This window comes from Streptomyces sp. NPDC093568 (assembly GCF_044764945.1).
Taxonomy (GTDB): Bacteria; Actinomycetota; Actinomycetes; order Streptomycetales; family Streptomycetaceae; genus Streptomyces.
Map to the genome: position 1 here is coordinate 76,353 of NZ_JBIWJD010000008.1, position 20,190 is coordinate 96,542.

Below are 20,190 nucleotides of genomic sequence, written 5' to 3' on the forward strand. Positions count from 1 at the left end.
CGTGCGGCGGCGGTGAAGGCGCCGGTGCGTCCCGCGCCACGGTACCCGTGGAAAAGTCACTTATGTGCGGCCGCCCCGGCGCTACCCCAGCGCTTTCACCTCCGCGAGATACCCGGCCAAGGTGCGGCGGCAGAACGCGAGATGACCGGCGTCGTAACCGCGCGGGCCGCACTCGACGACGAGGACGAGGCCCAGATAGAGCCGGTACAGGGCCAGGCGGTACCGAAGGGCGGGACGGGTGAGGTCGAGCGTGCCGCCGGCCTCGGTGTAGCCGGCGACGAGGTCGCTGTCCGGGCCGGTGTCGCCGCCGAAGGCCAGCGAGACCAGTTCGGCGGCCGGGTCGCCCCAGAACGCCCGCTCGTGGTCGATGAGTCCGGTGATCCGCGGCCGCCGGTCCCCGCCCTCGGGCGTGCCGGCGTCGACGAAGATGTTGCCCGGCCACAGGTCGAAGTGGACCAGCCGGGGCTCGGTGACCTCGTCGAGCGCGTGGGCGCCCTCGGCCACCAGGGTCCGGATCTCGGCGGGCGGCACGTCCAGCGGGGAGCCCCAGCGCTCGGCGTCGTCCAGGAGCGCGTCGACCATGGCGGTGAAGGCGGTCCGCCAGTCGGGGGCGGACAGCGCGGACTCGGCGGCCGGGTAGCCGAACCTGCCGTCCGCCGGGGTCAGGGTGTGCAGTCGGGCGGCGACGGCACCCAGTTCGCGGCGCAGCGCCCGCTCGGCGGCCGGGGGCAGAAGGCCGGCCGCCTTGTCCCACGGAGTGCCCTCCAGGACGGCGACGGCGAGGAACTCCTCGCCGGCGTGCAGCAGTTCGGGCGTCGGCACACCGCCGTCCGCGTGCTCCGCGAGCCGCCGGTAGACCATGGCCTCCGTGCCGAGGATGCCGCGCTCGTAGCGCAGGACCGGGACCTCGGGCGGCGGGGCCAGCTTCACGACGGCGGCACGACCGTCGTCGAGCACCACGCGGTACGCCGTGTTGAACCACCCGTCGGTCAGCTCGGCCTCCAGCCGGCACCCGACCCCGGCGGAGCGCAGGAGCAGGGCGTCGAGGGCTTCGGGGGACAGGCGGCGCTTGGTCTGACTTTGCATGGAGGCACGCTTTCGGCGGCGGGTGCGGGTCGATCACGGGAGCGCTCCCACACAGTGCCGACCGGCGGCCGCGCGGGTCAAGGGCGGGGCGGGGTGCCGATCGTCCCGCGCTGCCGGAGGACCGTCGCGGCGGCCACGTCGCCCTCGACGCCGGCGGCGATCAGCGCGGCCGTCGCGGCCCTCGTGCCGTCGTCGGCCCAGATCCCGGCGTCGACCGCGCCCAGGAGGGCGAGCAGGTGGGCCTCGATGGCGACGCTGAGCGGGCCGGGCGGGACGGCGGTGTGGAACACGCCCCGGTCCTGGCCCTCGACGAGGATGCCGGCGACCGTCTCGCGCGCGGGGGCGAGGAGTTCGCCCACCCGGTCGTGGCCGAGGTCCTGGCGGGCGAGGCCGATCAGCGTGCGATAGGCCTCACCGACCGGCCAGAGGGTGAGGACGAAGCGGGCGAGGGCACTCGCCGGGTCACACCCCGGGTCGGGGGCGCTCGCGGCGGCCACCGCCTGCCGTATCGCCTCCACCGCGTCGTCGGCGAGGCCCTTCACCAGCGCCGCCCGGCCCGCGAAGTGCGTGTACAGCGTGCGCCGGGCGACCCCGGCGGCCTCGGCGATGTCACCGAGGCTGCTGTCGGGGTTGCGGCCCAGTTCCCGCAGGGCCGCCGCCAGGATGCGGGCGCGCGTGATCCGCGTCGTCCGGCGGGTGCGCGCCGGTGACGGGGGTGTCGGGCTGCTCACGTCGGCACTCCGGTGCGGAGGGGGTTGATGGGGGGCTGACCGCGATATTTGCACATCGCCGAGCAAGAAACTAGCCTGCTCACTAATGTGCAAATAACTCGCAGCCCTCCGGGAGTCCCCGTGCCCTTCCTTGCCAACACACCCGTCGAGAAGATGACCGGGCCGTACTCGCGGCGCTGGTGGGCACTGCTCGTGCTGTGCCTGAGCCTGCTGATCGTCGTGATGGCGAACACCTCACTGATCGTGGCCGCGCCCGACATGACCCGGGATCTGCACCTGAGCAGCAGCGACCTGCAGTGGGTCATCGACGGTTACACCGTCCCCTACGCCGCGCTGATGCTCGTCCTGGGCGCGATCGGCGACAAGTACAGCCGCCGTGGCGCCCTCGTCACCGGCCTGGTGATCTTCGCGGGCGGTTCGGTGATGGGCAGCCTGGTCGACGAGACCGGCCTGGTCATCACCGCCCGCGCGATCATGGGCGTCGGCGCCGCCGTCGTCATGCCGGCCACCCTGTCCCTGCTGGTCGCGATCTTCCCGCGCGAGGAGCGGGCCAAGGCCATCACGGGCTGGACCGCCACCTCGGGCCTCGCCATCGCGGTGGGCCCGCTGGTCGCCGGCTGGCTCCTGGAGGACCACGCCTGGGGCTCGACCTTCCTGATCAACGTCCCCATCGCGGTCGTCGCCGTCGTCGGCGCGCTGACGCTCGTCCCGCCGTCGAAGGCGCAGGGCATGGGCCGGATCGACTACGTCGGCGGTCTGCTGTCGATCGTCTCGGTCGGCTCACTGGTCTACGCGGCCATCGAGGGCCCGCACTTCGGCTGGGGCACCGGCCCGATCGCCGCGGCCGTCGTCGCCGGCGTCGGCCTGCTCGGCTTCGTCGCCTGGGAGCTGCGCCACCCGCACCCGATGCTGGACGTGCGCAAGTTCGCCCGGCGGCCGTTCAGCGGCTCGATGCTGGCGGTGCTGTTCTTCTTCTTCGGCACGTTCGGGGCGCTCTACTACGCCACCCAGTTCCTGCAGTTCGTCCTCGGCTACGGCGCCCTGGAGACCGGTGTACGGCTGCTGCCGCTGGCCGGTGCCGTCTTCGTCGGCGCCGCGGTGACCGGACGGCTGACGCCGAAGCTCGGTGTGAAGGCCATGGTCGGCACCGGCATGCTGATCGGCACCGTCGGCGTCTTCCTGCTCACGCAGGTCGACAAGGGCTCCGCGTACACCGACTTCCTGCCGTCGCTGCTGATGCTGGGCTTCGCGATCGGCCTGAGCGTGTCCCCGGCCACCGACACCATCATGGACTCCTTCCCCGAGTCCGAACTGGGCGTCGGCGGCGGCGCCAACGACACCTCGCTGGAGCTGGGCGGCGCCCTGGGCATCGCGATCCTCGGCTCGCTGCTCGGGACCGCCTACCGCGACAGGCTCACCGACCTGATCGGCGGTCAGCTCCCGCACAGCGCGCTGGAGACGGCCAAGGACTCGGTGGGCGGCGGACTCGCGGTGGCCGAGGAGGTCGCGAAGAACCCGGCGGGCGGTGCCCAGCAGGCCCAGGCCCTGGTCGACGCCGTCCACGAGTCCTTCGCCCACGGTGTGGCGCAGACCAGCCTGGTCGGCGGGATCATCATGGCCGCCGGGACGATGCTCGTCCTCGCGGTGCTGCCGGGCCGCCGGGAGAAGGGCGGGCACGTCCGGGCGGAGTCGGCGGACGCGCCGCAGGAGACGGACGCCCCGCGGAAGGCCCCCTCGGGCACCGCCTGAGCGGACGCCACCCCCGAAACGGGCCGTGCCTTGAGCGGCGCACGGCCCCGGACGGTGCCGGGAGGGGACGCCCGGCACCGTCCCTCTTCCGCTCAGCGGCTCAGTCGTCGGCCTCGGACACACCGGCCGGGAACTGGGGCGCGACCTCCTCGACCACGGCCCGTGCCCGCTCCAGCGGCACCCCGGCCGCGATGAGCGTGGCGACGGCGACCCGGTTGCCGTCGTCCTCCAGCACACCGGTGTTGACCGACTCCAGCAGGGCGACCGTCATCGCCTCCAGGCCCGCGCTCAGCGCCTCGGCCGGCAGGTAGGCGTGGAAGACGCCGTCCCGCTGGCCCCGCTCCAGAATCGCCGTGGCCCTCGCGCGGGCCGGTGCCAGCACCTCGGCGACGCGCTCCGCGCCCAGGTCGCGCCTGGCCAGCGCGAGCAGCAGCCGGTAGCGGTCGCCCACCGGCCAGATCGAGAACACGAAGCCGGCGAACGCCAGGTCGGCAGGGTGCGTCTCCACGAACCGCTCGCCGTCCGCCATCGCGCTGCGCAGCGACTCGGAGGCCTCCTCGGCGAGCGCCTCCAGCAGCGCCTCCCGCCCGGGGAAGTGCCCGAACAGGGTGCGCCGTACGACCCCGGCGGCCCGCGCCAGCTCCTCCAGCGTGACGTCCGGGTTCCGCCCCAGCTCCCGCCGGGCCGTGGCCAGGATGCGCGCCCGGTTGGCCCGCGCATTGCGACGCAGCGGCTCACGGGCGACGGCCTTGCTCACGGGAACCTCGATGGATCGGTGCGGATACGCGTACGCGGATTCTCGCACGGCGGCTCCGCACCCTCACGTGGTCGTCTCCTCCCCCGCAACGTACGGCTGGAGGGGCAGGGCCGTGGTGACCGTGAAGCCGCCCTCGGGGCGGGGCCCCGCCTGGAGTTCGCCGCCTACGGAGTGGGCGCGCTCGCGCATGCCCATGACGCCGAACCCGCGGCGGTCCCCGCTCGCGTACGCCGCCGCCGGGCCGGCGGGGCCGTCGTTGACGACCGTGATCAGCAGCCGGGAGCCGGAGTAGACGAGCCGTACGGACGCCGCCTCCGTGGTGGCGTGCTTGGTGACGTTGGTGAGTGCCTCCTGCACGATCCGGAACGCCGTCAGGTCCACGCCGGGGGACAGCGGCTGCGCCTCCCCGTCCGTGCTGACCGTGACGGCGACCCCGGCGGAGGCGCACGCCGAGACCAGCTCGGGCAGCCGGGCCAGGCCGGGCGACGGCTCCAGGGGCGCGGAGTCCGGGTCGCCGTTCTGCCGCAGCAGCCCCAGCGTGGCCTTCAGCTCGCGCAGCGCGGAGGAGGTGGTGCCGGTCAGGTCGGTGAGGATCTTCTGCGTCTGCCGCGGGTTGGTGAGCACCAGGTGGGCGGCCGTGCCGGCCTGGGCGTTGGCCAGCGCCATGTGGTGGGCGACGACGTCGTGCAGCTCGCGGGCGATGCGCATGCGCTCCTCGGTGACGCGCAGCCGCGCCTCCTCCTCGCGGGTGCGCTCGGCGTGCTCGGCGCGGGCCTGGACCGAGCGCACATAGGCCCGCCGCAGCTGGGTCATCTTGCCGGCGGCGACCGGGAGCAGCAGCCAGAAGAACGGGCCGATCGTCCTCAGCAGCAGCGAGACATGCTCCATGGAGTGCGAGAACGCGGCCGCGAGGATCAGCGCCACCATGGTGGCGAGGCCGCAGACCCGGGTGGACCTGCGGTCGGTGTGGGCGGACAGCCAGTACAGCGCCGCCATGATCGGCGCCAGCAGGAGGGGCGTGACCAGGTACCCGAGCGCCACCACCACGACCGTGCAGACGGCGGTCACGGCGACGGTCGCCCGTGGGTGCTCGCGGTGCTTGAGCAGGGCGAGGCAGGCCACTCCCAGCAGGACGGTGCTGGTCGCGTCCTGGTCCGGCGGGGCGGCGCCGGGGAGCGTGAGCATGGTGCCGAGGGACGCGCAGCCCATCAGCGCGGCGGCCAGGACTAGGTCGATGAGGAAGGGGCGGCGGTCCGCGAACCCCTCCAGGCGGTCCGCGTAGCGGCGCTCCTGGCTGGTGGTCATGGTGCTCTCCGGTCGCTGGGCTGGGTCCATGGTGACCGCCCGCGGGCGGGCACGGCCGAGGGGACCGCCCGTGTCCTTCGTCACGGGCGGCCCCCGCGGGACGGACGTCCTGATCAGGTGCGCGCCACTTCCAGACCGGTCGTGCCGGCCGGCTCCCGCTCCACCTCCGGCCGCCGGCTGAGCGCCTCGCCCTCCACGTCGACGCGGGGCAGGATCCGGTCCAGCCACTTCGGCAGCCACCAGGCCTTGTCGCCGAGCAGGGCGAGCACCGCGGGCACGATGGCCAGCCGGACGACGAAGGCGTCGAACAGGACGGCGGAGGCGAGTCCGAAGCCGATCATCTTGATCATGGAGTCGCTCTCCCCGATGAACCCGGCGAACACCGCGATCATGATCAGCGCGGCGGCCACGACGACGCGGGCGCTGTGCCGGAACCCGGAGACCACCGCCTGCCCCGGCCGCTCCCCGTGGACGTACGCCTCCCGCATCCGCGAGACGAGGAAGACCTCGTAGTCCATGGCGAGCCCGAAGACGATGCCCACCAGGAAGATCGGCATCAGGCTCATGATCGGCCCGGTCTGCTCCACGCCCAGCAGCTCGGCGCCGTGTCCCTGCTGGAAGACCACGACGACCGCGCCGAGGGAGGCGAGCACCGACAGCAGGAAGCCGAGGGCCGCCTTCAGCGGGACGAGCAGCGACCGGAAGACCACCAGCAGCAGCACCACGGCCAGCCCGACCACGATGATCAGATACGGGATCAGCGCGGCCTGCACCTTGTCGGCGATGTCGATGTTCATCGCGGTGGTGCCGGTGACCTCGAAGGTCGCCCCGGTCCCGGCCTCCACGCCCGGACGCTCGTCCCGGATGACGGTGACCAGGTCCTTGGTCTTCTCGTCGGTCGGCGCGGTGGACGGCACGACCGAGAAGACGGCGGTGTCACCGGCCTCGTTGAAGCGGGCCGGGGAGACGGACACGATCCCCTTCGTCCCGCCGATCCGGTCGGTGACCTTCGTGACGGCGCCCTTCGGGTCCGTGTCGCCCTTGGCGTCCACGACCACGGTCAGCGGCCCGTTGAAGCCCGGCCCGAAGGCCTCGGCGAGCGCGTCGTAGGCGCGGCGCTCGGTGGTGGACGTCGACTTGGCCTCGTCGCCGGGCATGCCCAGCTGGAGGTCCGTCGCCGGGAGGGCGAGCGCGCCGAGGCCGACGACCCCGAGGAGCAGCACGGGCAGCGGCCGGCGCAGCACGAACCGGGCCCAGCGCGTACCGCCGTTGTCGCCCGCCGTCTCCTCCACGCGGCCGCTCCTGCGGGCCTTCCTCGGCAGCACGGCGTTCGGCCAGAAGCCGAGGAAGGCGGGGACCAGCGTCAGCGCGATGAACACGGCGACGACGACCGCGCCGGCCGCGGCCAGGCCCATCTTGGTGAGCATCGGGATGCCGACCACGGAGAGCCCGGCCAGGGCGATGACGACGGTGAGCCCGGCGAAGACGACCGCGGAGCCGGCCGTGCCGACGGCCAACCCGGCCGCCTCCTGGGGCGTACGGCCCCGGCGGCGCTCCTCGCGGTACCGCGAGACGACGAACAGGGCGTAGTCGATGCCGACGGCGAGGCCCAGCATCATCGCGAGCGTGCCGGTCGTGGTGGACAGGCCGAGGGCGTCGGCCAGGGCGAGGATGGTGGCCATGCTGACGCCGACGCCGATGACGGCGGTCAGCAGCGGAAGCCCGGCGGCGGCGAGCGAGCCGAAGGTGACGAGCAGGACGACCGCGGCTATCGCGATGCCGATGACCTCGGCCGCCCCGCCCGCGCCGCCCCCGTCGTCCATCGCGCTGCCGCCGGCCTCGACGGTCAGCCCGGAGTCCCGGGCCTCGCCGAGCGTCCGCTCCAGGTGGCTCTTGCCGGCGTCGGTGAGGTCGTTGGCCGCCACCTTGTAGGTGACGGTCGTATAGGCCGTCGCGCCGTCCGCGCTGACCGCCTTCGCCTGGAAGGGATCGACGACGGACGCCACCTGCGTGCCGTCGCCCAGCTCGGACACGGCCTCCTCGACGGCCTTCCTGTTCTCGGCGGCGGTCACCTTCTGGCCGCCCGGCGCGACGAAGACGACCCGCGCGCTCGCCCCGTCGGCCGTCGCCCCCGGGAAGCGCTCCTCCATCAGGTCGAACGCCTTCTGGGACTCGATGCCCGGCATGGAGAACTCCTCGTCGGAGGCTCCCGGTGCCTTCAGTGCGCCCAAACCGACGGCGGCCAGCACGGCCGCCCAGACCAGGGCGACGTACCAGCGCCGCCGGAAGGCCAGACGGCCCACGCGATAAAGGAAAGTAGCCACGACAGGGGGTCTCCGCATCTGGGACTCGAACGTCTGCCCAGGTTCTCGGGGAGAGGGGTGCCGTGTCGTCGTGCGGCTGCCGACAATCGCCGGTACTGAGATTGCAGTACGGGGCGGGGGGCGGGTCAGCCGGGAGGACGAGCGGACAGGGCGTCGGAGCCCTTGCCGAGATACGGATCCCTTGCCGAGATACGGTGGACAACGAGCCCACACCTGCCAGAACTCATCGCCGGCGGGACACGGCCGACGGTGGATCGGATGGCGACCATGACCGCATCGACCGTTTCCGCGCACGAGGCACCGCCACTTCCGCACGAGGCCCGGGGCGCGTCCGCGAGGTCGGCCGGGGAGGCCGCCGAGGACGTCGTCGCCCGGCACAGCGTGCAACTCGACGTGTTCGGCGTGCACATCCAGTTGCCCCCTCCCGACCAGCTCGCCTTCCTCGGCGGCGTCGGTGTGCTGGCCGCCCTGGAGATCATCGAGTGGCCGGTCGCGCTGGTCCTCGGCGTCGGACACCAGCTCGCCCACAGCCGGCACGGCCGGATGCTGCGCGAGTTCGGTGAGGCGCTGGAGGAGGCCTGAGGCATCCGTGCGTGACTGATCCGGCGTCAGCCCGTCGCCGTGTCCGGCCGGGAGGCGGCCCGCGGGGTCGAGGGGTCGTCGAGGAACTCTCGGATCGCGAAGCCCGCCAGCGTGATCAGCGCGGTCCACACCACGACCGCCGTGGTCGGGTAGGTCCAGGTGAACAGGACGATCGCCGCGATCAGCAGGATGGCAGCGCCGATCCAGCGCTTGTAGCGATGGACGAACGGCCCGACCGGGCCGGTACGGAACCCCGCCGAGGTGGCCACGTCACGCAGGGCGCCGATGCTCCTGCGGCAGCCCGTGCGGGTGAGCACGGCGACCCGGGACGGGCCGGAGAGGAAGGCGGCGAGGGCGACGAAGAGGGCGGTGGCGCCGAGCGCGCGCACACCGGCCCGCAGGAACTTGACCAGCGCGTCGTACACCGAGCCGGCGGCCGCCTGGGACGTCCCGCGCGGCAGGTGGTCGAGGTAGACGTCCCGGGCGACGGTGAGGCCGATACCGAGGACCAGCATGGCGACGAAGACCGCCACGGCCACCCCGACGACCGCGTGCCGGCGGTTGAACGCCACGTACACGCCGGCGCCCGCGACCAGCAGCGCGATGACCGGCAGCCAGCCGCCGAGGATCTCCAGCACCCGCACATAGGTCCTGATCTTGCCGACGTCCTCCGAGGCGAACACCACGAACTCGGTGTGGACCTCCGGGATCTTCGACGCCGGCGAGAAGCCCGCCGCGACCAGCCGGTCCTTGACCTGTTCGACGATCGGCCCGACGTCGATGACGACCTTGTCGTCCTTCAGCTGGACCGCGCCCTCGCCCTCGCCCGTCAGTGCCTCGTCCAGCGTCGCGTGCACCCGGCGGTTGGCGTCCACCCAGACCTTGTCGAAGGCGCTGCTGGAGACCACCCGCTGCACCGTGCCGCTGACCAGCTGCTTGAGACCGCTCTCGATCGGACCGTCCAGGTTCTTCAGCAGCTCGGCCGCCCGCGGCGGCACACCCTGCTGCTCCGCCGCGTCCGTCAGCTGATCGACCAGCGCGTCCACGTCGATGCGCTCCAGCACCACGTCGGTGACCCGGTTGGTGACGGCCTTCTGCACATCGGGATCGCTCGCCAGCGGCCCGACCGTGGCGACGTAGCGGTCCGTGTCCTGCACGATGCTGTTCGCCCACACCGCGACGACCGAGAGCAGCGAGAGCAGCGCGGCGAGCAGGATCAGCAGGAACGAGCCGAGCGAGCGGAACGGATGGTGCGCCGGAGGTTTGGTCTCCAGGGCACTCACCCGGCGGCGCAGTTCGTCCAGCTCGACGCGCTCCCGTGGCGAGAGCTCGGCGTCTCCGGCGTCACTCATGGCCACCAGCAGATGCGGGCGGGGCGGGGGGCGCGACCGGGGGAGGACCAAGCGGGTGACCGGCGCACCGACGTGCGAAGGACGGGGCCCGGTGATGCAATTGGGCTCAGGGGCGCACTGGGGGCAGCAGTCGTCAGCACCAGGGGTGACACCGTGAGCGACGAAGTGGAAGAAGTCGGCCCGATCGACTACCTGGTCGTCGAGTTCCCCGGCAACCGGATGACGGGCGAGGGGTTCCCTCTCCTGGTCGACCTCGTGGACCGCGGCATCATCCGGATCATGGACCTGGTGTTCGTCAGGAAGGACGCCGACGGCACCGTCTCCGGCATGGAGATCGCCGACCTCACCGGCGACGGCGAACTCGACCTGACCGTCTTCGAGGGGGCCTCGTCCGGGCTCCTCGGCCAGGACGACATCGAGGAGGCGGCCGGCGCGCTGGAGCCGGGCAGTTCCGCCGGGATCCTGGTCTACGAGAACCGGTGGGCCGCGCCCTTCGCCGCCGCCCTGCGCCGTGGCGGCGGCAGGCTGGTCGCCTCCGGGCGGATCCCGGTGCCCGTGCTCGCCGCCGCGCTGGACGCGACCGAGTCCGAGGGACAGAGCTGACGGACAGAGCGGACGGACAGAAGGGATCAGTCATGCCAGGTCTTCTCCGCGGGGTCGCGCGCACCGCTGTCGTCGCCGGGACGGCGACGGCCGTGTCGAACCGTGTCTCCCGCCGTCAGCAGGGCCGATGGGCGGCCCAGGCAGAGCAGCAGCAGTACCCGTACGCGGCCCAGGAGCCGCAGCCGGCACAACCGGCGTCCTACGCCGAACCGGCGGCCCCCACCCCCACGATGACCGACAAGATCGAACAGCTGAAGCAGCTCGGCGACCTCAGGTCCGAGGGTGTGCTCACCGACGCCGAGTTCGAGGAGCAGAAGCGCAGGATCCTGGAGGCCTGACCGGACGTCACGGCGCGGTCCGTGCCACCGACGGTTCCGACGGCGGGGCCGTCGTCGCGGCAGGCGGGACGGTCGGGACCGCTGTGGCGGTCGGGGTGCGGGAGGCCTCGGGCCGGGGATTCCTGGTGGGTTCCGAGGTCGCGGCCCCGGGCCGGTCCGTCGGCGTCGGCGTCGGTGTCTGGGACGTCGTACGGGTCGGGGCCTCCGACGGTACCGGCGACGGGGAGACCGGCGCGGGCGTGCGGTCGGTCGCGGGCGGCGGCGCCAGCGGGGGCGTCGGACGCGTCGGTGTGTCCGAGGGGCCGAGGTTGAACTGCAGTACGGCCAGCAGCGCCACCGCGCAGGTCACGCCCGCCCCGGCCGCCGTACGCACCAGGCGTCGGCGGGACGCGCGGCGGCGGAGCGTGTCGTAGTGGCCGGGGGGCGGGGCAAGGTGGTCCGCGGGTGGGCGGAGGATGACCGCGAGGGGGTCGTCGGGGGCGAGTTCCGGGCCGTCCGGGTCCTCGTCGTCAAAGCGTGTGGTCAAGGCTTCTCCTCAGGTGGACGCGGAGCAGTTCGCGGGCCGCGTGCAGGTCGGCCTTGACGGTTCCTTCCTTGCGTCCGGTCAGCACGGACACCTCCCGGATCGGCATGTCAGCGTAGTAGTGGAGGAGGATCGGGGTCCGGAGGCGTTCGGGGAGGGACTGGACCAGCAGGCGGACCGACGGATCGGCCTGTTCCGTGTGCGCGTTGACCGCGGCCTCCGACTTCGCCCGGCGCATCGCCCGGCGCTCGCGCTCCAGCTTGCGCCAGTGGTCCCGGACCAGGTTCGCGGCGGTGACGTAGAGGAAGCCGCGCGGTTCCTCCACGCGGCTCCAGCGGGCCCACAGCCGGGTGAAGGCCTCCGAGGCGATCTCGTGGGCCGTCTCGTCGTCGTCGACGAGCCGGCGGCACCAGCCGGCCAGCCGCGGGTACAGGACGGCGAACAGCTCGGACGCTGCCTTGTCTCGGGACCGTTTCAACGCTCTCCATGGTCGAGGACGACCGTCTTGGGACCTGCCACTCGGGGGAGAGGATGCCGGGCCGTCGGCTCGCGTTCCCCCTGCCGGCCCGGGATCCGTCTCGTGCGTCACGGGCTCGTGGCGCTCAGCTTCGCGAACACGATCACGTTGTCGCGGTACTCGTCACCCGAGCGCGGCCCCCCGCACGTGATCAGCCGCAGCTCCGGGCCGCTCACGTCCCCGTAGACCTCCCGCGCCGGGAACTCGGCCTTGGCCACCGTCCGTACGGCACCGACCGCGAACTCCGCCGACGTGCCGTCCTGCCGGCGCGCCACGATCCGGTCGCCCTCGCGCAGCTCCTTGAGACGGCGGAAGACCCCGTCCCCGTAGCCGCCCACGGTGACGTGACCGAGGATCACCGACGGGCCGACCTGACCCGGCGTCGGCGAGTTCCGGTACCAGCCGGCCCGGTCGTCCGCCGCGATCGGCGGCACCTCCACGGTGCCGTCCGCCGCCAGACCGAGCCGCATGACGGGCGTGTCGACGTCGATCGCCGGGATCAGCAGCCGGACCGGAGCCGAACGGCCCAGGGCACGCGCCGAGTTCGCGGACTGCGACGTGGACGAGTTCTGCCGTGCCCGGTCCCCGTCGCTTCTGCGCCGCGCGCCCGCGGTCCGCTCGTCCGCCCGGCCACCGCACCCCACCAGCAGGGGCGCCATGGCCGCCGCGCCGAACGCGCGCCTGGAGAGCGCCGTCATGCCCCGTTCGCCCGCCGACGCCGCACGACGAACGTCGTAGCGCCCCCGGCGAGAAGGAGCGCGGCGGCGCCGCCGCCGATCAGACCGCCCCGGCCGGTACCGCTGTCCGAGGCCGGCGTCACGCCGGTGTCGGGCGCTCCGGACGGTACGACGGAGACCTGGCCGCGCTCGGACGGCGGCCGGGTCGGCTCGGCCGAAGGCACCCGAGTCGGCTCGGACGGTGCCGTCGTGGGGGTGGCGGAGGCGGGCGGCTCGGTCGGCGCGGGAGTGGCCGTCTCCGCGGGGACCTCGGTCGCGCTGGGCACCGGGCTCGGCGTGGCCGAGTCGGCGAGGGCGGGCGTGGCGCTCGCCAGCAGGGCGGTGCAGGTCAGGGCCAGGGCGCTGAGGATGGTTCGGCGCATGGACTCGCTCTCTTTCGTCGGTCCGCCGGTACTGCCGTACGCGGCGGGCTGGGTGACGGTCGAGCGGAGAGACGAGGCAGGGGTGGGGCGGGTTGTAAAGAGATGGCAAAGTCGCTCGGGGGGCGAGCGGCCCGCCGCCATGCGCCGCCCGTGGCCCGGTGAACCGGTTGCCCGTCGCATCCGTACGATGAGGGCGTGACAGCCCGCTCACAGCACTCCCGTGCGCCGCGGCTCCCGATCCCGGGACCGTGGCGCCTGCTTCTGCTGCTCGGGCTGTTCGCCGGACTGTTCGGGATGCACGCGCTCGCGTCGGGTGACGTGGTCATGGGCGCGTCCCACCACTCCCACGCGCGTGCGATGAACGCCGCCCATACGCCGGACCCGGCCGACGAGTCCGTCTGCCACGGCGGCGACACGGGCGGCGGGCACGCCCAGCACGCCGACCCGACCTGCGCCTCCGGAGCCGTCGGTTCCGGTCCCGTGCTCCCGGCCCTGCTGCCCGACCCGGCCGGGACCGGCATCACCGGCGCCCTCGCCCCCCGTTCCCCGGCCACGGCGCCGGACGGCGGGCGGGCCCCTCCCTCACTCGCCGAACTGCAGATCCTGCGGACCTAGGACAAGGCCGAGCCGTTCCCCCCGTCGCCGGGGCGTACGGCGCTCAGCCATGCCCGTGCCACGCCCCTTCGAGGGCGCGGCAGTTCACGTACACCGCAGGAGTTCTCCGCATGACCAGTTCACGTACCCTCGTCCGCCGCGCCGCCCTGGCCGCGACGGCCGTGACCGCCGCCCTCGTCCTTGCCGCGTGCGGCGGCGACGGCGGCACCGACGCCGCCGCCGACACCCCCGCCTCGTCCGCCGCGAGCGACGCCGGCGCCCACAACGACCAGGACGTCTCCTTCGCGCAGGGCATGATCCCGCACCACCGGCAGGCGGTGCAGATGGCGGAGATGGCCGCCGGACGGGCCTCCTCCGCCGAGGTGAAGGACCTCGCCGCGCGGATCCAGAAGGCCCAGGACCCGGAGATCCGGACCATGTCGGGGTGGCTGGAGGCCTGGGGTGAGGACGTCCCGTCGTCCGCCCCCGGCATGGACCACGGCGGGGGTCACTCCGCCGGCTCCGGGATGGCCGGGATGATGGACGACAAGGACATGGACGAGCTGTCGAAGGCGTCCGGCAAGGCCTTCGACACCCTGTTCCTCACCCTGATGGTCGAACACCACGAGGGCGCCGTCGAGATGGCCGGCACCGAGAAGGCGAAGGGGCGGTACGGCCCGGCGACGAAGCTCGCCGACGCCGTCGTCACCGCCCAGACCGCCGAGATCGAGGAGATGAACAAGCTGCTCGGCAAGACCGGCGGCTGACGCTGAGGCGGGTGGCGGCCCGCGCCCGGGGCCGCCACCCGCTTCTCACCTCAGCCTCAGCCCCAACCCTCGCCGGTACGACCGCCGGGGGTGCGGCCGCCGCCCAGGAGCCACCGGACAGCGCCACCGCCATCGCCGACACGACCGCCCCGACCCGCAGGTCCGCCATGTTCCCGCTCCTCCCGTTCGCCGGACCCGTCCATGGTCGAGGGGCGGTGGGGCGCCGCGCGTCGGCCGATCGTCGCCGGCGGTGCGTCTTTGGTCGCCTGTGCGGCCTACGGAGGTTTCGTACGGCGGTGCCGCGGAGGATCGTTGGGTCCATGGCAGAGGGGCGATTCGACGTGTGGGCGTCCGCGGCCGCCTACGAGCGCTACATGGGCCGCTGGAGCCGGGTCGTCGCCCGCGAGTTCCTGACCCGGCTCGACCGCCCGCGCGGGCTGCGCTGGCTGGACGTGGGGTGCGGCACGGGGGTGCTGTCGGCGCTGGTCGCGTCGCGGTGCCACCCCCGCGAGGTGGTGGGGTGCGACCGCTCCGAGGGCTTCGTCGGCGCGGCGGCCCGTGCCACGGCCACGGCCTCGGGTGCGCCGCGCTTCGTCGTCGCGGACGCCCTGGCCCTGCCCGTCCGCGACGGCGTGTTCGACGTGGCGGTCAGCGGCCTGACGCTGAACTTCGTGCCCGAACCGGCGCTCGCGGTGCGGGAGTTGGCGCGAGCCGTGCGTCCCGGCGGGCTCGTCGCGGCGTACGTCTGGGAGTACGGCACCGGCATGGGCCTGCTGCACCACTTCTGGACCGCCGCCGCCGACACCGACCCGGCCGCCGCCGCGCTGGACGAGGGCCGCCGCTTCCCGGACTGCCGCCCGGAACCCCTCCACAGGCTGTGGACCGACGCGGGACTCACCGACGTCTCGACGGCCCCGATCGAAGTGCCGACGGTCTTCGCGGACTTCGCCGACCTGTGGGAGCCCTTCCTCGCCGGCCAGGGCCCCGCGCCGGGCTACGTCGCCTCCCTCGCCCCGGCCGCCCGCGACCGCCTGCGGACGGCCCTGCGCGCGGCGGTCCCCACCGCGCCGGACGGTTCCGTCCCGCTGACGGCACTGGCCTGGGCGGTGCGAGGGGTACGGCCGTGAGGGCAGCGGACCCCGCGGGCGGGAATCACCGTGCCGGGCGCGCGGGTTGAGCCGTCGAGACCGTCGAAGAGGAGTACGTCATGTCCCACGCACCGGCCGAACCCCCCGCCCGCGTCCACGAGCTCCGCCTGGTGGTCACGGCGCCCGACTACGACGAGGCGCTGCGCTTCTACCGGGACGTGCTCGGCCTCCCGGAACGCGCCGCGTTCTCCTCCCCCGACGGCCGGGTCACCATCCTGGAGGCCGGGCGGGCCACTCTGGAGCTGACCGATCCGAACCACGCGGAGTTCATCGACGAGGTGGAGGTCGGCCGGCGGGTGGCGGGGCACATCAGGGTCGCCTTCCAGGTGGACGACTCCACGGCCACCACGGCACGGCTCGCGCAGGCCGGGGCCGAGGTCCTGGCGGAGCCCACCCGCACGCCCTGGAACTCCCTCAACGCCCGCCTCGAAGCCCCCGGCGCCCTCCAGCTGACGCTGTTCACGGAGCTGGGGGAGGAAACCGCGTAGACGCGCGTAGACCCCCGTCAGCGTGGGGCCCGCCGGAACCGCTCGTTCCTACGGGAGCTTATTCGCCCGTTTCGGTGATAATTGGGGCATGAGTACGACAGCGCTTGAACTAGCGGCCACGTCGAGCGAAGTACTCAACGTGATCGCCGCCTTCGTGGGTGGAATGGTCATCGCCGGCGGTCTGATCTGGGCGGTGCAGTTCGGCATGCGGGTCCGGGACCGGGAACTGCCACGGCCCCACGCCGACGAGCATCCGCACCTGCCCGACACCGGCCCGGTCCATGAGGAACGGGAAGTGCGGGAGCCGGACGAGGTCCCGCACTCGACAGGGCGCGAGCGCCTCCTGCCGCACGAGCTGCACCACGCGGGCAGCAGGCGCAGCGAGGACCAGCACCGCAAACGCTGGCTGCCCGGCAAGAGCGGCTCCTTCGGCGGGGGCGGCATCGGGCACGCCTGAGCGGCGGTGGCCGGCCCCGCCGGAAATACGGGCGACGGGGCCGGCCACCGGATGCCACCCTGTCCGGGCGGACCGAGGGTGTCCGTCTCCGGACGGAACGCGCGGAACGGGCGGACCGGTGGGCGGCTGGGGGGCCGATTGAGCAGACGCCGTTACGTCGCCAGGGGCGTGCCCGGTGGCTACCGCATCTGGGACAACCACGGCCGACGCTTCTGGGGCGAGCTCTACGAGCTGTGCCCCGACGACCTGCTGACCGAGCTGAACGGCCGCAAGGACCCGGGCCGGATCAGCGAGCTGCTGAGGCGTTACCGCGCCCTGAAGCGCTAGCCGGGTCCGGTGCCATGGCCAGTGCGAGGATCACGAAGAAGTCGATCCCCACCATGACCACCGACCAGACCGGCGTGTACGGCAGGAACAGGAAGTGGGCGACCATGCTCAGGGACGCCAGGAAGATGCCCGTGATCCTGGCCCACCAGGCGCCCTGGAGGACGCCGTAGCCGACGCCGACGGCGACCACGCCGATGGCGAGCAGGATCCAGCCCCACGCCGTGAGGTTGGCCTCGAAGACGTAGTGGCCGACGCTGGCGTAGACGTCGTCCTCGGCGATGGCGGAGATGCCCTGGAAGATGGCCAGCAGCCCGTTCACCAGGAGGAGCACCCCGGCGAAGAGGAGGGCCCCCGGCCCCCAGTCGGAGGTGGTCTCGGAGGTGGTCTCCGCCTCGCGGGAGGTCCACGCGGACCGGGAGATGCCGGGTGTTCCGGACGCCGGTGACCCAGGAGGGCTGTGGGCGGCATCGCTCGCATGCGGCTGAGGCTGCGACTGCTGCTGACTCATGGCTGCCGTACCCCACTTCTCGCGCGTGGCGCGATCGGGTTATGCGGTCGGTACGACGATGGGGCGGCCCGGGGACGCCCACCACGGGGAGCGGGCCGATCGGGTGACGCCCGGAATGCGGTCGCGGGCGGCGCGAACTTCACTGGGGAGACCGGATCCCACCCTTTGGAGTCCCCATGCCCGGTCCCCGCACCCGGTGGACGACCACCACCGCCCTCCTGACCACCGCCGCCCTGACCGTCACCGCCCTCACCTCCTGCTCGGACGACGACACCCCTTCCTCGGTGGCCAGCAAGGCGGCGTCGGCCTACGCATCGGCCACGGCGGAGGCGGGCCGCCAGCTGGACGAGATCAAGGGCGGCATCGACGTCAAGGACGACGTGAAGCTGGGCGACCCCACGACCGACTCCGACGGCCGTGCGACGGTCGAGGTCACGGCGGACAACGAGAGCGACGCGACCAGGTCCTTCGCCGTCCAGGTCAACTTCCAGGACGAGAACGGCAACCTCCTCGACGCCACGGTGGTGACGGTGTCGGACGTGGCGGCGGACAAGTCGGGCAGGGCCACCGCACGCAGCACCCGCGACCTCAGCGGGGACGTGCGGGCGGAGGTGGCGCGGGCCGTGCGCTACTGACGACCGCGCGCGAGCCCGGCGGTCCGCGCCCTGGCACGATGGCGGCATGGAACGTGTGCTGGGAATCGGTGGGTACTTCCTGCGGGCCGCCGACCCGGCGGGCCTGAGCGCCTGGTACCGCGACTGCCTGGGCCTGGACGCCGACGAGAACGGCCTGTGGCGGCAGGAGAGCGGACCCACGGCGTTCGCGACGTTCGAGTCCGGGACCGACTACTTCGGCTCCCGCGCCCAGCGGACCATGCTCAACTTCCGGGTCCGCGACCTGGACGCGATGCTCGCGCAACTGCGGGCCAGGGGCGCCGACGTGGCCGAGGAGACGCAGGACATGGCGGGCGTCGGGCGGTTCGGCTGGGTCACCGACCCCGAGGGCAACCGGATCGAGCTGTGGCAGCCCGCCTGACCGCCACCCCGCCGGCGATTGTTCCGGCCGCTCCGGCGGCCGGCACCCGCGTTCGGCCGCACGGACCGCCCCCTCCGGCCGCGGGCGAACCGCAGGTCACCCTGAATCCGTGAGACGCGCCCGGCCTACGCCAGCCAGGCCGTCGTGTCCGGGCCGAGCAGCCCGCCCTCGAGCGGCGCGCTCGTGATCAGCACCTCGCCCGGCGGCAACTCCACGGCCGTACCGGACAGGTTGGCCACGCAGCGCCAGCCGTCGTGCCGCGCGAAGTCCAGCACCCCGGCCGCGGCGCCGGGCGCCCACTCCAGCTCCTCGCCGTGGAGCAGCTTGCGGCGCAGGCGCAGGGCGCGGCGGTAGAGCTCCAGGGTCGAACCCTCCACCCCGTCCTGCGCCTCGACGGCGTACGCCCCGAAGCCCGACGGCTGCGGCAGCCAGGAACCGCCCGCGCCGAAGCCGTACGACGGCCCGGTCGTCGTCCACGGCAGCGGCACCCGGCAGCCGTCGCGGCCCTTGCGCACCCGTCCCGTCTGCTCCCAGATCGGGTCCTGGAGCACCTCGGCGGGCAAGTCGGCGACCTCGGGCAGGCCGAGTTCCTCGCCCTGGTAGACGTACGACGAACCGGGCAGCGCCAGCATCAGGAGGGTCGCGGCGCGGGCGCGGCGCAGGCCCGCCGGCTCGTCGACGGCCGGGGCGTGGCCGCCGGACAGCAGCCAGGCGTTGTCGTCGGTGCCGGGCGGGAGCATCAGGCGGGAGGTGTGGCGTACCACGTCGTGGTTGGACAGCACCCAGGTGGCGGAGGCTCCTGCCGCGCGGGCCGTGGCGAGGGAGTCGGTGATGACCTGCCTCAGCTCCCCCGCGTCCCAACCCGCCTGGAGATACTCGAAGTTGAACGCCTGGCCGAGTTCGTCCGGGCGGGCGTACAGGGCGCGGCGGGCGCTCGGGTTCACCCAGGCCTCGGCGACGGCCATGCGGGGCGGGCGGTAGGCGTCGAAGATCTTGCGCCAGTCGCGGTAGATCTCGTGGACCTCGTCGCGGTCGTAGAAGGGGTGGGTGCCCGGCGGGAAGGCGGTGAGCGCGTCCTCGTGGCTCAGGTCGGGGGCGCCCAAGTCGCGCAGCGGCTCGCCGAGGTCCTTGGCGAGCGCGTGGGCCACGTCGACGCGGAAGCCGTCGACGCCGCGGTCGGACCAGAACCTCAGAGTGGTGCGGAAGTCGGCGCGGACCTCGTCGTTCGCCCAGTTCAGGTCGGGCTGCTGCGGGGTGAACAGGTGCAGGTACCACTGCCCGTCGGGGACCCGGCGCCAGGCGCTGCCGCCGAACACGGACTGCCAGTCGCTGGGCGGGAGTTCGCCGTGCGGGCCGCGGCCGTCGCGGAAGACGTAGCGGTCGCGGGCGGCGGAGCCGGGGCCGGAGCGCAGCGCCTCCTGGAACCAGACGTGCTGGTGGGAGGTGTGGTTGGGGACCAGGTCGACGATCACCTTCAGGCCGAGGCGGTGGGCCTCGGCGACCATGGCGTCGAAGTCGTCGAGGGTGCCCAGGCGCGGGTCGACGTCGCGGTAGTCGGCGACGTCGTAGCCGCCGTCGGCCAGTTCGGAGGGGTAGAAGGGGCTGAGCCAGAGGGCGTCCACGCCGAGGCCGGCGAGGTGGTGCAGGCGCTGGGCGACGCCCTTGAGGTCGCCGAGCCCGTCACCGTCGGCGTCGGCGAAACTGCGGGGGTAGACCTGGTAGATGACGGCCTGGCGCCACCAGTCGGGGTTGCTGGACGAGAGGTCGGGCGTGGTGGTGCGGACGGTCACGCGATCTCCTCGTGAGTGCGAACGGGCGACAGTGAGAACTCTGTCCACTTGGCCGGAAAAGCGAACACCGCGAAGAGCGGAGCGGATCGTTCCCCGCGTGACGAAATTGT

Annotated in this window: 24 protein-coding genes; 12 read left to right on the top strand and 12 right to left on the bottom strand. The window is 73.3% G+C overall.

Going from position 1 to position 20,190, the window contains the following annotated elements:
- Positions 1 to 81: 81 nt before the first annotated feature.
- Both ACIRD7_RS29435 and ACIRD7_RS29440 read right to left on the bottom strand, forming a co-directional pair.
- The gene (locus ACIRD7_RS29435; RefSeq protein WP_403458355.1) at positions 82 to 1,086 is read right to left on the bottom strand and encodes a phosphotransferase family protein; all 1,005 of its coding nucleotides are present in this window, start codon (positions 1,084 to 1,086) and stop codon (positions 82 to 84) included.
- Positions 1,087 to 1,163: 77 nt separating this feature from the next.
- On the bottom strand, positions 1,164 to 1,817 hold the full coding sequence (locus ACIRD7_RS29440) for a TetR/AcrR family transcriptional regulator (RefSeq protein WP_403458356.1): 654 nt from the start codon (positions 1,815 to 1,817) through the stop codon (positions 1,164 to 1,166).
- A 120-nt stretch (positions 1,818 to 1,937) separates the two neighbouring features.
- Between ACIRD7_RS29440 and ACIRD7_RS29445 the strand changes: the two genes are divergently transcribed.
- Positions 1,938 to 3,566, top strand: coding sequence for an MFS transporter (locus tag ACIRD7_RS29445; protein ID WP_403458357.1), 1,629 nt, complete (start codon positions 1,938 to 1,940; stop codon positions 3,564 to 3,566).
- A gap of 100 nt (positions 3,567 to 3,666) precedes the next feature.
- On the opposite strand, the gene ACIRD7_RS29450 is transcribed toward ACIRD7_RS29445, so the two are convergent.
- From ACIRD7_RS29450 to ACIRD7_RS29460, 3 genes are all read right to left on the bottom strand, one after another.
- Positions 3,667 to 4,323 (bottom strand): TetR family transcriptional regulator, encoded by a 657-nt coding sequence (locus ACIRD7_RS29450; protein ID WP_403458358.1) that lies wholly within the window; start codon positions 4,321 to 4,323, stop codon positions 3,667 to 3,669.
- A gap of 63 nt (positions 4,324 to 4,386) precedes the next feature.
- Entirely contained in the window at positions 4,387 to 5,628 is a 1,242-nt protein-coding gene (locus ACIRD7_RS29455) for a sensor histidine kinase (protein WP_403458359.1), read from the bottom strand.
- Positions 5,629 to 5,741: 113 nt separating this feature from the next.
- Complete coding sequence (locus tag ACIRD7_RS29460) at positions 5,742 to 7,952, bottom strand: MMPL family transporter (RefSeq protein WP_403458360.1); 2,211 nt, start codon at positions 7,950 to 7,952, stop codon at positions 5,742 to 5,744.
- Positions 7,953 to 8,219: 267 nt separating this feature from the next.
- On the opposite strand from ACIRD7_RS29460, the gene ACIRD7_RS29465 reads away from it, so the two are divergent.
- Complete coding sequence (locus ACIRD7_RS29465; protein ID WP_403458361.1) at positions 8,220 to 8,534, top strand: hypothetical protein; 315 nt, start codon at positions 8,220 to 8,222, stop codon at positions 8,532 to 8,534.
- 26 nt (positions 8,535 to 8,560) lie between these two features.
- Here ACIRD7_RS29465 and ACIRD7_RS29470 read toward each other — a convergent pair whose 3' ends face one another.
- Complete coding sequence (locus ACIRD7_RS29470) at positions 8,561 to 9,886, bottom strand: hypothetical protein (RefSeq protein ID WP_403458362.1); 1,326 nt, start codon at positions 9,884 to 9,886, stop codon at positions 8,561 to 8,563.
- Between the two features lie 153 nt (positions 9,887 to 10,039).
- On the opposite strand from ACIRD7_RS29470, the gene ACIRD7_RS29475 reads away from it, so the two are divergent.
- Both ACIRD7_RS29475 and ACIRD7_RS29480 read left to right on the top strand, forming a co-directional pair.
- Complete coding sequence (locus tag ACIRD7_RS29475; RefSeq protein WP_403458363.1) at positions 10,040 to 10,489, top strand: DUF6325 family protein; 450 nt, start codon at positions 10,040 to 10,042, stop codon at positions 10,487 to 10,489.
- 32 nt (positions 10,490 to 10,521) lie between these two features.
- On the top strand, positions 10,522 to 10,827 hold the full coding sequence (locus tag ACIRD7_RS29480) for an SHOCT domain-containing protein (protein WP_403458364.1): 306 nt from the start codon (positions 10,522 to 10,524) through the stop codon (positions 10,825 to 10,827).
- A gap of 7 nt (positions 10,828 to 10,834) precedes the next feature.
- Here ACIRD7_RS29480 and ACIRD7_RS29485 read toward each other — a convergent pair whose 3' ends face one another.
- From ACIRD7_RS29485 to ACIRD7_RS29500, 4 genes are all read right to left on the bottom strand, one after another.
- Positions 10,835 to 11,353: a hypothetical protein gene (locus ACIRD7_RS29485; RefSeq protein ID WP_403458365.1), complete on the bottom strand. Its 519-nt coding sequence runs from the start codon at positions 11,351 to 11,353 to the stop codon at positions 10,835 to 10,837.
- Complete coding sequence (locus ACIRD7_RS29490; protein ID WP_403458367.1) at positions 11,337 to 11,828, bottom strand: RNA polymerase sigma factor; 492 nt, start codon at positions 11,826 to 11,828, stop codon at positions 11,337 to 11,339. Before ACIRD7_RS29490 ends, ACIRD7_RS29485 begins: the two co-directional genes overlap by 17 nt.
- A 107-nt stretch (positions 11,829 to 11,935) precedes the next feature.
- The gene (locus ACIRD7_RS29495; protein WP_403458369.1) at positions 11,936 to 12,565 is read right to left on the bottom strand and encodes a class F sortase; all 630 of its coding nucleotides are present in this window, start codon (positions 12,563 to 12,565) and stop codon (positions 11,936 to 11,938) included.
- Positions 12,562 to 12,966, bottom strand: a complete 405-nt coding sequence (locus ACIRD7_RS29500) for a sortase-dependent protein (RefSeq protein ID WP_403458370.1) — start codon at positions 12,964 to 12,966, stop codon at positions 12,562 to 12,564. The genes ACIRD7_RS29495 and ACIRD7_RS29500 overlap by 4 nt, the downstream gene beginning before the upstream one ends.
- A 195-nt stretch (positions 12,967 to 13,161) precedes the next feature.
- Here ACIRD7_RS29500 and ACIRD7_RS29505 point away from each other — a divergent pair, with 195 nt between their 5' ends.
- The 6 genes from ACIRD7_RS29505 to ACIRD7_RS29530 all read left to right on the top strand — a co-directional run bounded on the left by ACIRD7_RS29505 (position 13,162) and on the right by ACIRD7_RS29530 (position 16,747).
- On the top strand, positions 13,162 to 13,581 hold the full coding sequence (locus ACIRD7_RS29505; RefSeq protein ID WP_403458371.1) for a DUF6153 family protein: 420 nt from the start codon (positions 13,162 to 13,164) through the stop codon (positions 13,579 to 13,581).
- A 110-nt stretch (positions 13,582 to 13,691) separates the two neighbouring features.
- Positions 13,692 to 14,327 carry a DUF305 domain-containing protein gene (locus ACIRD7_RS29510; RefSeq protein WP_403458373.1) on the top strand — a complete coding sequence of 212 codons (636 nt, stop codon included), beginning with the start codon at positions 13,692 to 13,694 and terminating at the stop codon, positions 14,325 to 14,327.
- A gap of 320 nt (positions 14,328 to 14,647) precedes the next feature.
- Entirely contained in the window at positions 14,648 to 15,454 is an 807-nt protein-coding gene (locus tag ACIRD7_RS29515) for a class I SAM-dependent methyltransferase (protein ID WP_403458374.1), read from the top strand.
- A gap of 80 nt (positions 15,455 to 15,534) precedes the next feature.
- Positions 15,535 to 15,963 carry a VOC family protein gene (locus ACIRD7_RS29520; protein WP_403458376.1) on the top strand — a complete coding sequence of 143 codons (429 nt, stop codon included), beginning with the start codon at positions 15,535 to 15,537 and terminating at the stop codon, positions 15,961 to 15,963.
- Positions 15,964 to 16,051: 88 nt separating this feature from the next.
- On the top strand, positions 16,052 to 16,420 hold the full coding sequence (locus ACIRD7_RS29525; protein WP_403458377.1) for a DUF6479 family protein: 369 nt from the start codon (positions 16,052 to 16,054) through the stop codon (positions 16,418 to 16,420).
- A 138-nt stretch (positions 16,421 to 16,558) separates the two neighbouring features.
- Complete coding sequence (locus ACIRD7_RS29530) at positions 16,559 to 16,747, top strand: hypothetical protein (protein ID WP_403458379.1); 189 nt, start codon at positions 16,559 to 16,561, stop codon at positions 16,745 to 16,747.
- Here ACIRD7_RS29530 and ACIRD7_RS29535 read toward each other — a convergent pair.
- Complete coding sequence (locus ACIRD7_RS29535; RefSeq protein ID WP_403458380.1) at positions 16,707 to 17,255, bottom strand: hypothetical protein; 549 nt, start codon at positions 17,253 to 17,255, stop codon at positions 16,707 to 16,709. The two genes, ACIRD7_RS29530 and ACIRD7_RS29535, sit on opposite strands and share 41 nt — an antisense overlap.
- A gap of 176 nt (positions 17,256 to 17,431) precedes the next feature.
- Between ACIRD7_RS29535 and ACIRD7_RS29540 the strand changes: the two genes are divergently transcribed.
- Both ACIRD7_RS29540 and ACIRD7_RS29545 read left to right on the top strand, forming a co-directional pair.
- A complete protein-coding gene (locus ACIRD7_RS29540; RefSeq protein ID WP_403458381.1) occupies positions 17,432 to 17,890 on the top strand; it encodes an FxLYD domain-containing protein in 459 nt (152 codons plus the stop codon).
- Positions 17,891 to 17,936: 46 nt separating this feature from the next.
- Entirely contained in the window at positions 17,937 to 18,290 is a 354-nt protein-coding gene (locus ACIRD7_RS29545) for a VOC family protein (protein ID WP_403458382.1), read from the top strand.
- A 125-nt stretch (positions 18,291 to 18,415) separates the two neighbouring features.
- On the opposite strand, the gene ACIRD7_RS29550 is transcribed toward ACIRD7_RS29545, so the two are convergent.
- Positions 18,416 to 20,080, bottom strand: coding sequence for a glycoside hydrolase family 13 protein (locus ACIRD7_RS29550; RefSeq protein WP_403458383.1), 1,665 nt, complete (start codon positions 20,078 to 20,080; stop codon positions 18,416 to 18,418).
- Between the last annotated feature and the right edge of the window lie 110 nt (positions 20,081 to 20,190).

Coding starts and splice junctions, on each gene's coding strand:
- ACIRD7_RS29480 (WP_403458364.1), top strand. CDS start 10,522: ATGCCAGGTCTTCTCCGCGGGGTCGCGCGCACCGCTGTCGTCGCCGGG.
- ACIRD7_RS29525 (WP_403458377.1), top strand. CDS start 16,052: ATGAGTACGACAGCGCTTGAACTAGCGGCCACGTCGAGCGAAGTACTC.
- ACIRD7_RS29520 (WP_403458376.1), top strand. CDS start 15,535: ATGTCCCACGCACCGGCCGAACCCCCCGCCCGCGTCCACGAGCTCCGC.
- ACIRD7_RS29465 (WP_403458361.1), top strand. CDS start 8,220: ATGACCGCATCGACCGTTTCCGCGCACGAGGCACCGCCACTTCCGCAC.
- ACIRD7_RS29510 (WP_403458373.1), top strand. CDS start 13,692: ATGACCAGTTCACGTACCCTCGTCCGCCGCGCCGCCCTGGCCGCGACG.
- ACIRD7_RS29435 (WP_403458355.1), bottom strand. CDS start 1,086: ATGCAAAGTCAGACCAAGCGCCGCCTGTCCCCCGAAGCCCTCGACGCC.
- ACIRD7_RS29515 (WP_403458374.1), top strand. CDS start 14,648: ATGGCAGAGGGGCGATTCGACGTGTGGGCGTCCGCGGCCGCCTACGAG.
- ACIRD7_RS29470 (WP_403458362.1), bottom strand. CDS start 9,886: ATGAGTGACGCCGGAGACGCCGAGCTCTCGCCACGGGAGCGCGTCGAG.
- ACIRD7_RS29455 (WP_403458359.1), bottom strand. CDS start 5,628: ATGACCACCAGCCAGGAGCGCCGCTACGCGGACCGCCTGGAGGGGTTC.
- ACIRD7_RS29500 (WP_403458370.1), bottom strand. CDS start 12,966: ATGCGCCGAACCATCCTCAGCGCCCTGGCCCTGACCTGCACCGCCCTG.
- ACIRD7_RS29495 (WP_403458369.1), bottom strand. CDS start 12,565: ATGACGGCGCTCTCCAGGCGCGCGTTCGGCGCGGCGGCCATGGCGCCC.
- ACIRD7_RS29540 (WP_403458381.1), top strand. CDS start 17,432: ATGCCCGGTCCCCGCACCCGGTGGACGACCACCACCGCCCTCCTGACC.
- ACIRD7_RS29535 (WP_403458380.1), bottom strand. CDS start 17,255: ATGAGTCAGCAGCAGTCGCAGCCTCAGCCGCATGCGAGCGATGCCGCC.
- ACIRD7_RS29545 (WP_403458382.1), top strand. CDS start 17,937: ATGGAACGTGTGCTGGGAATCGGTGGGTACTTCCTGCGGGCCGCCGAC.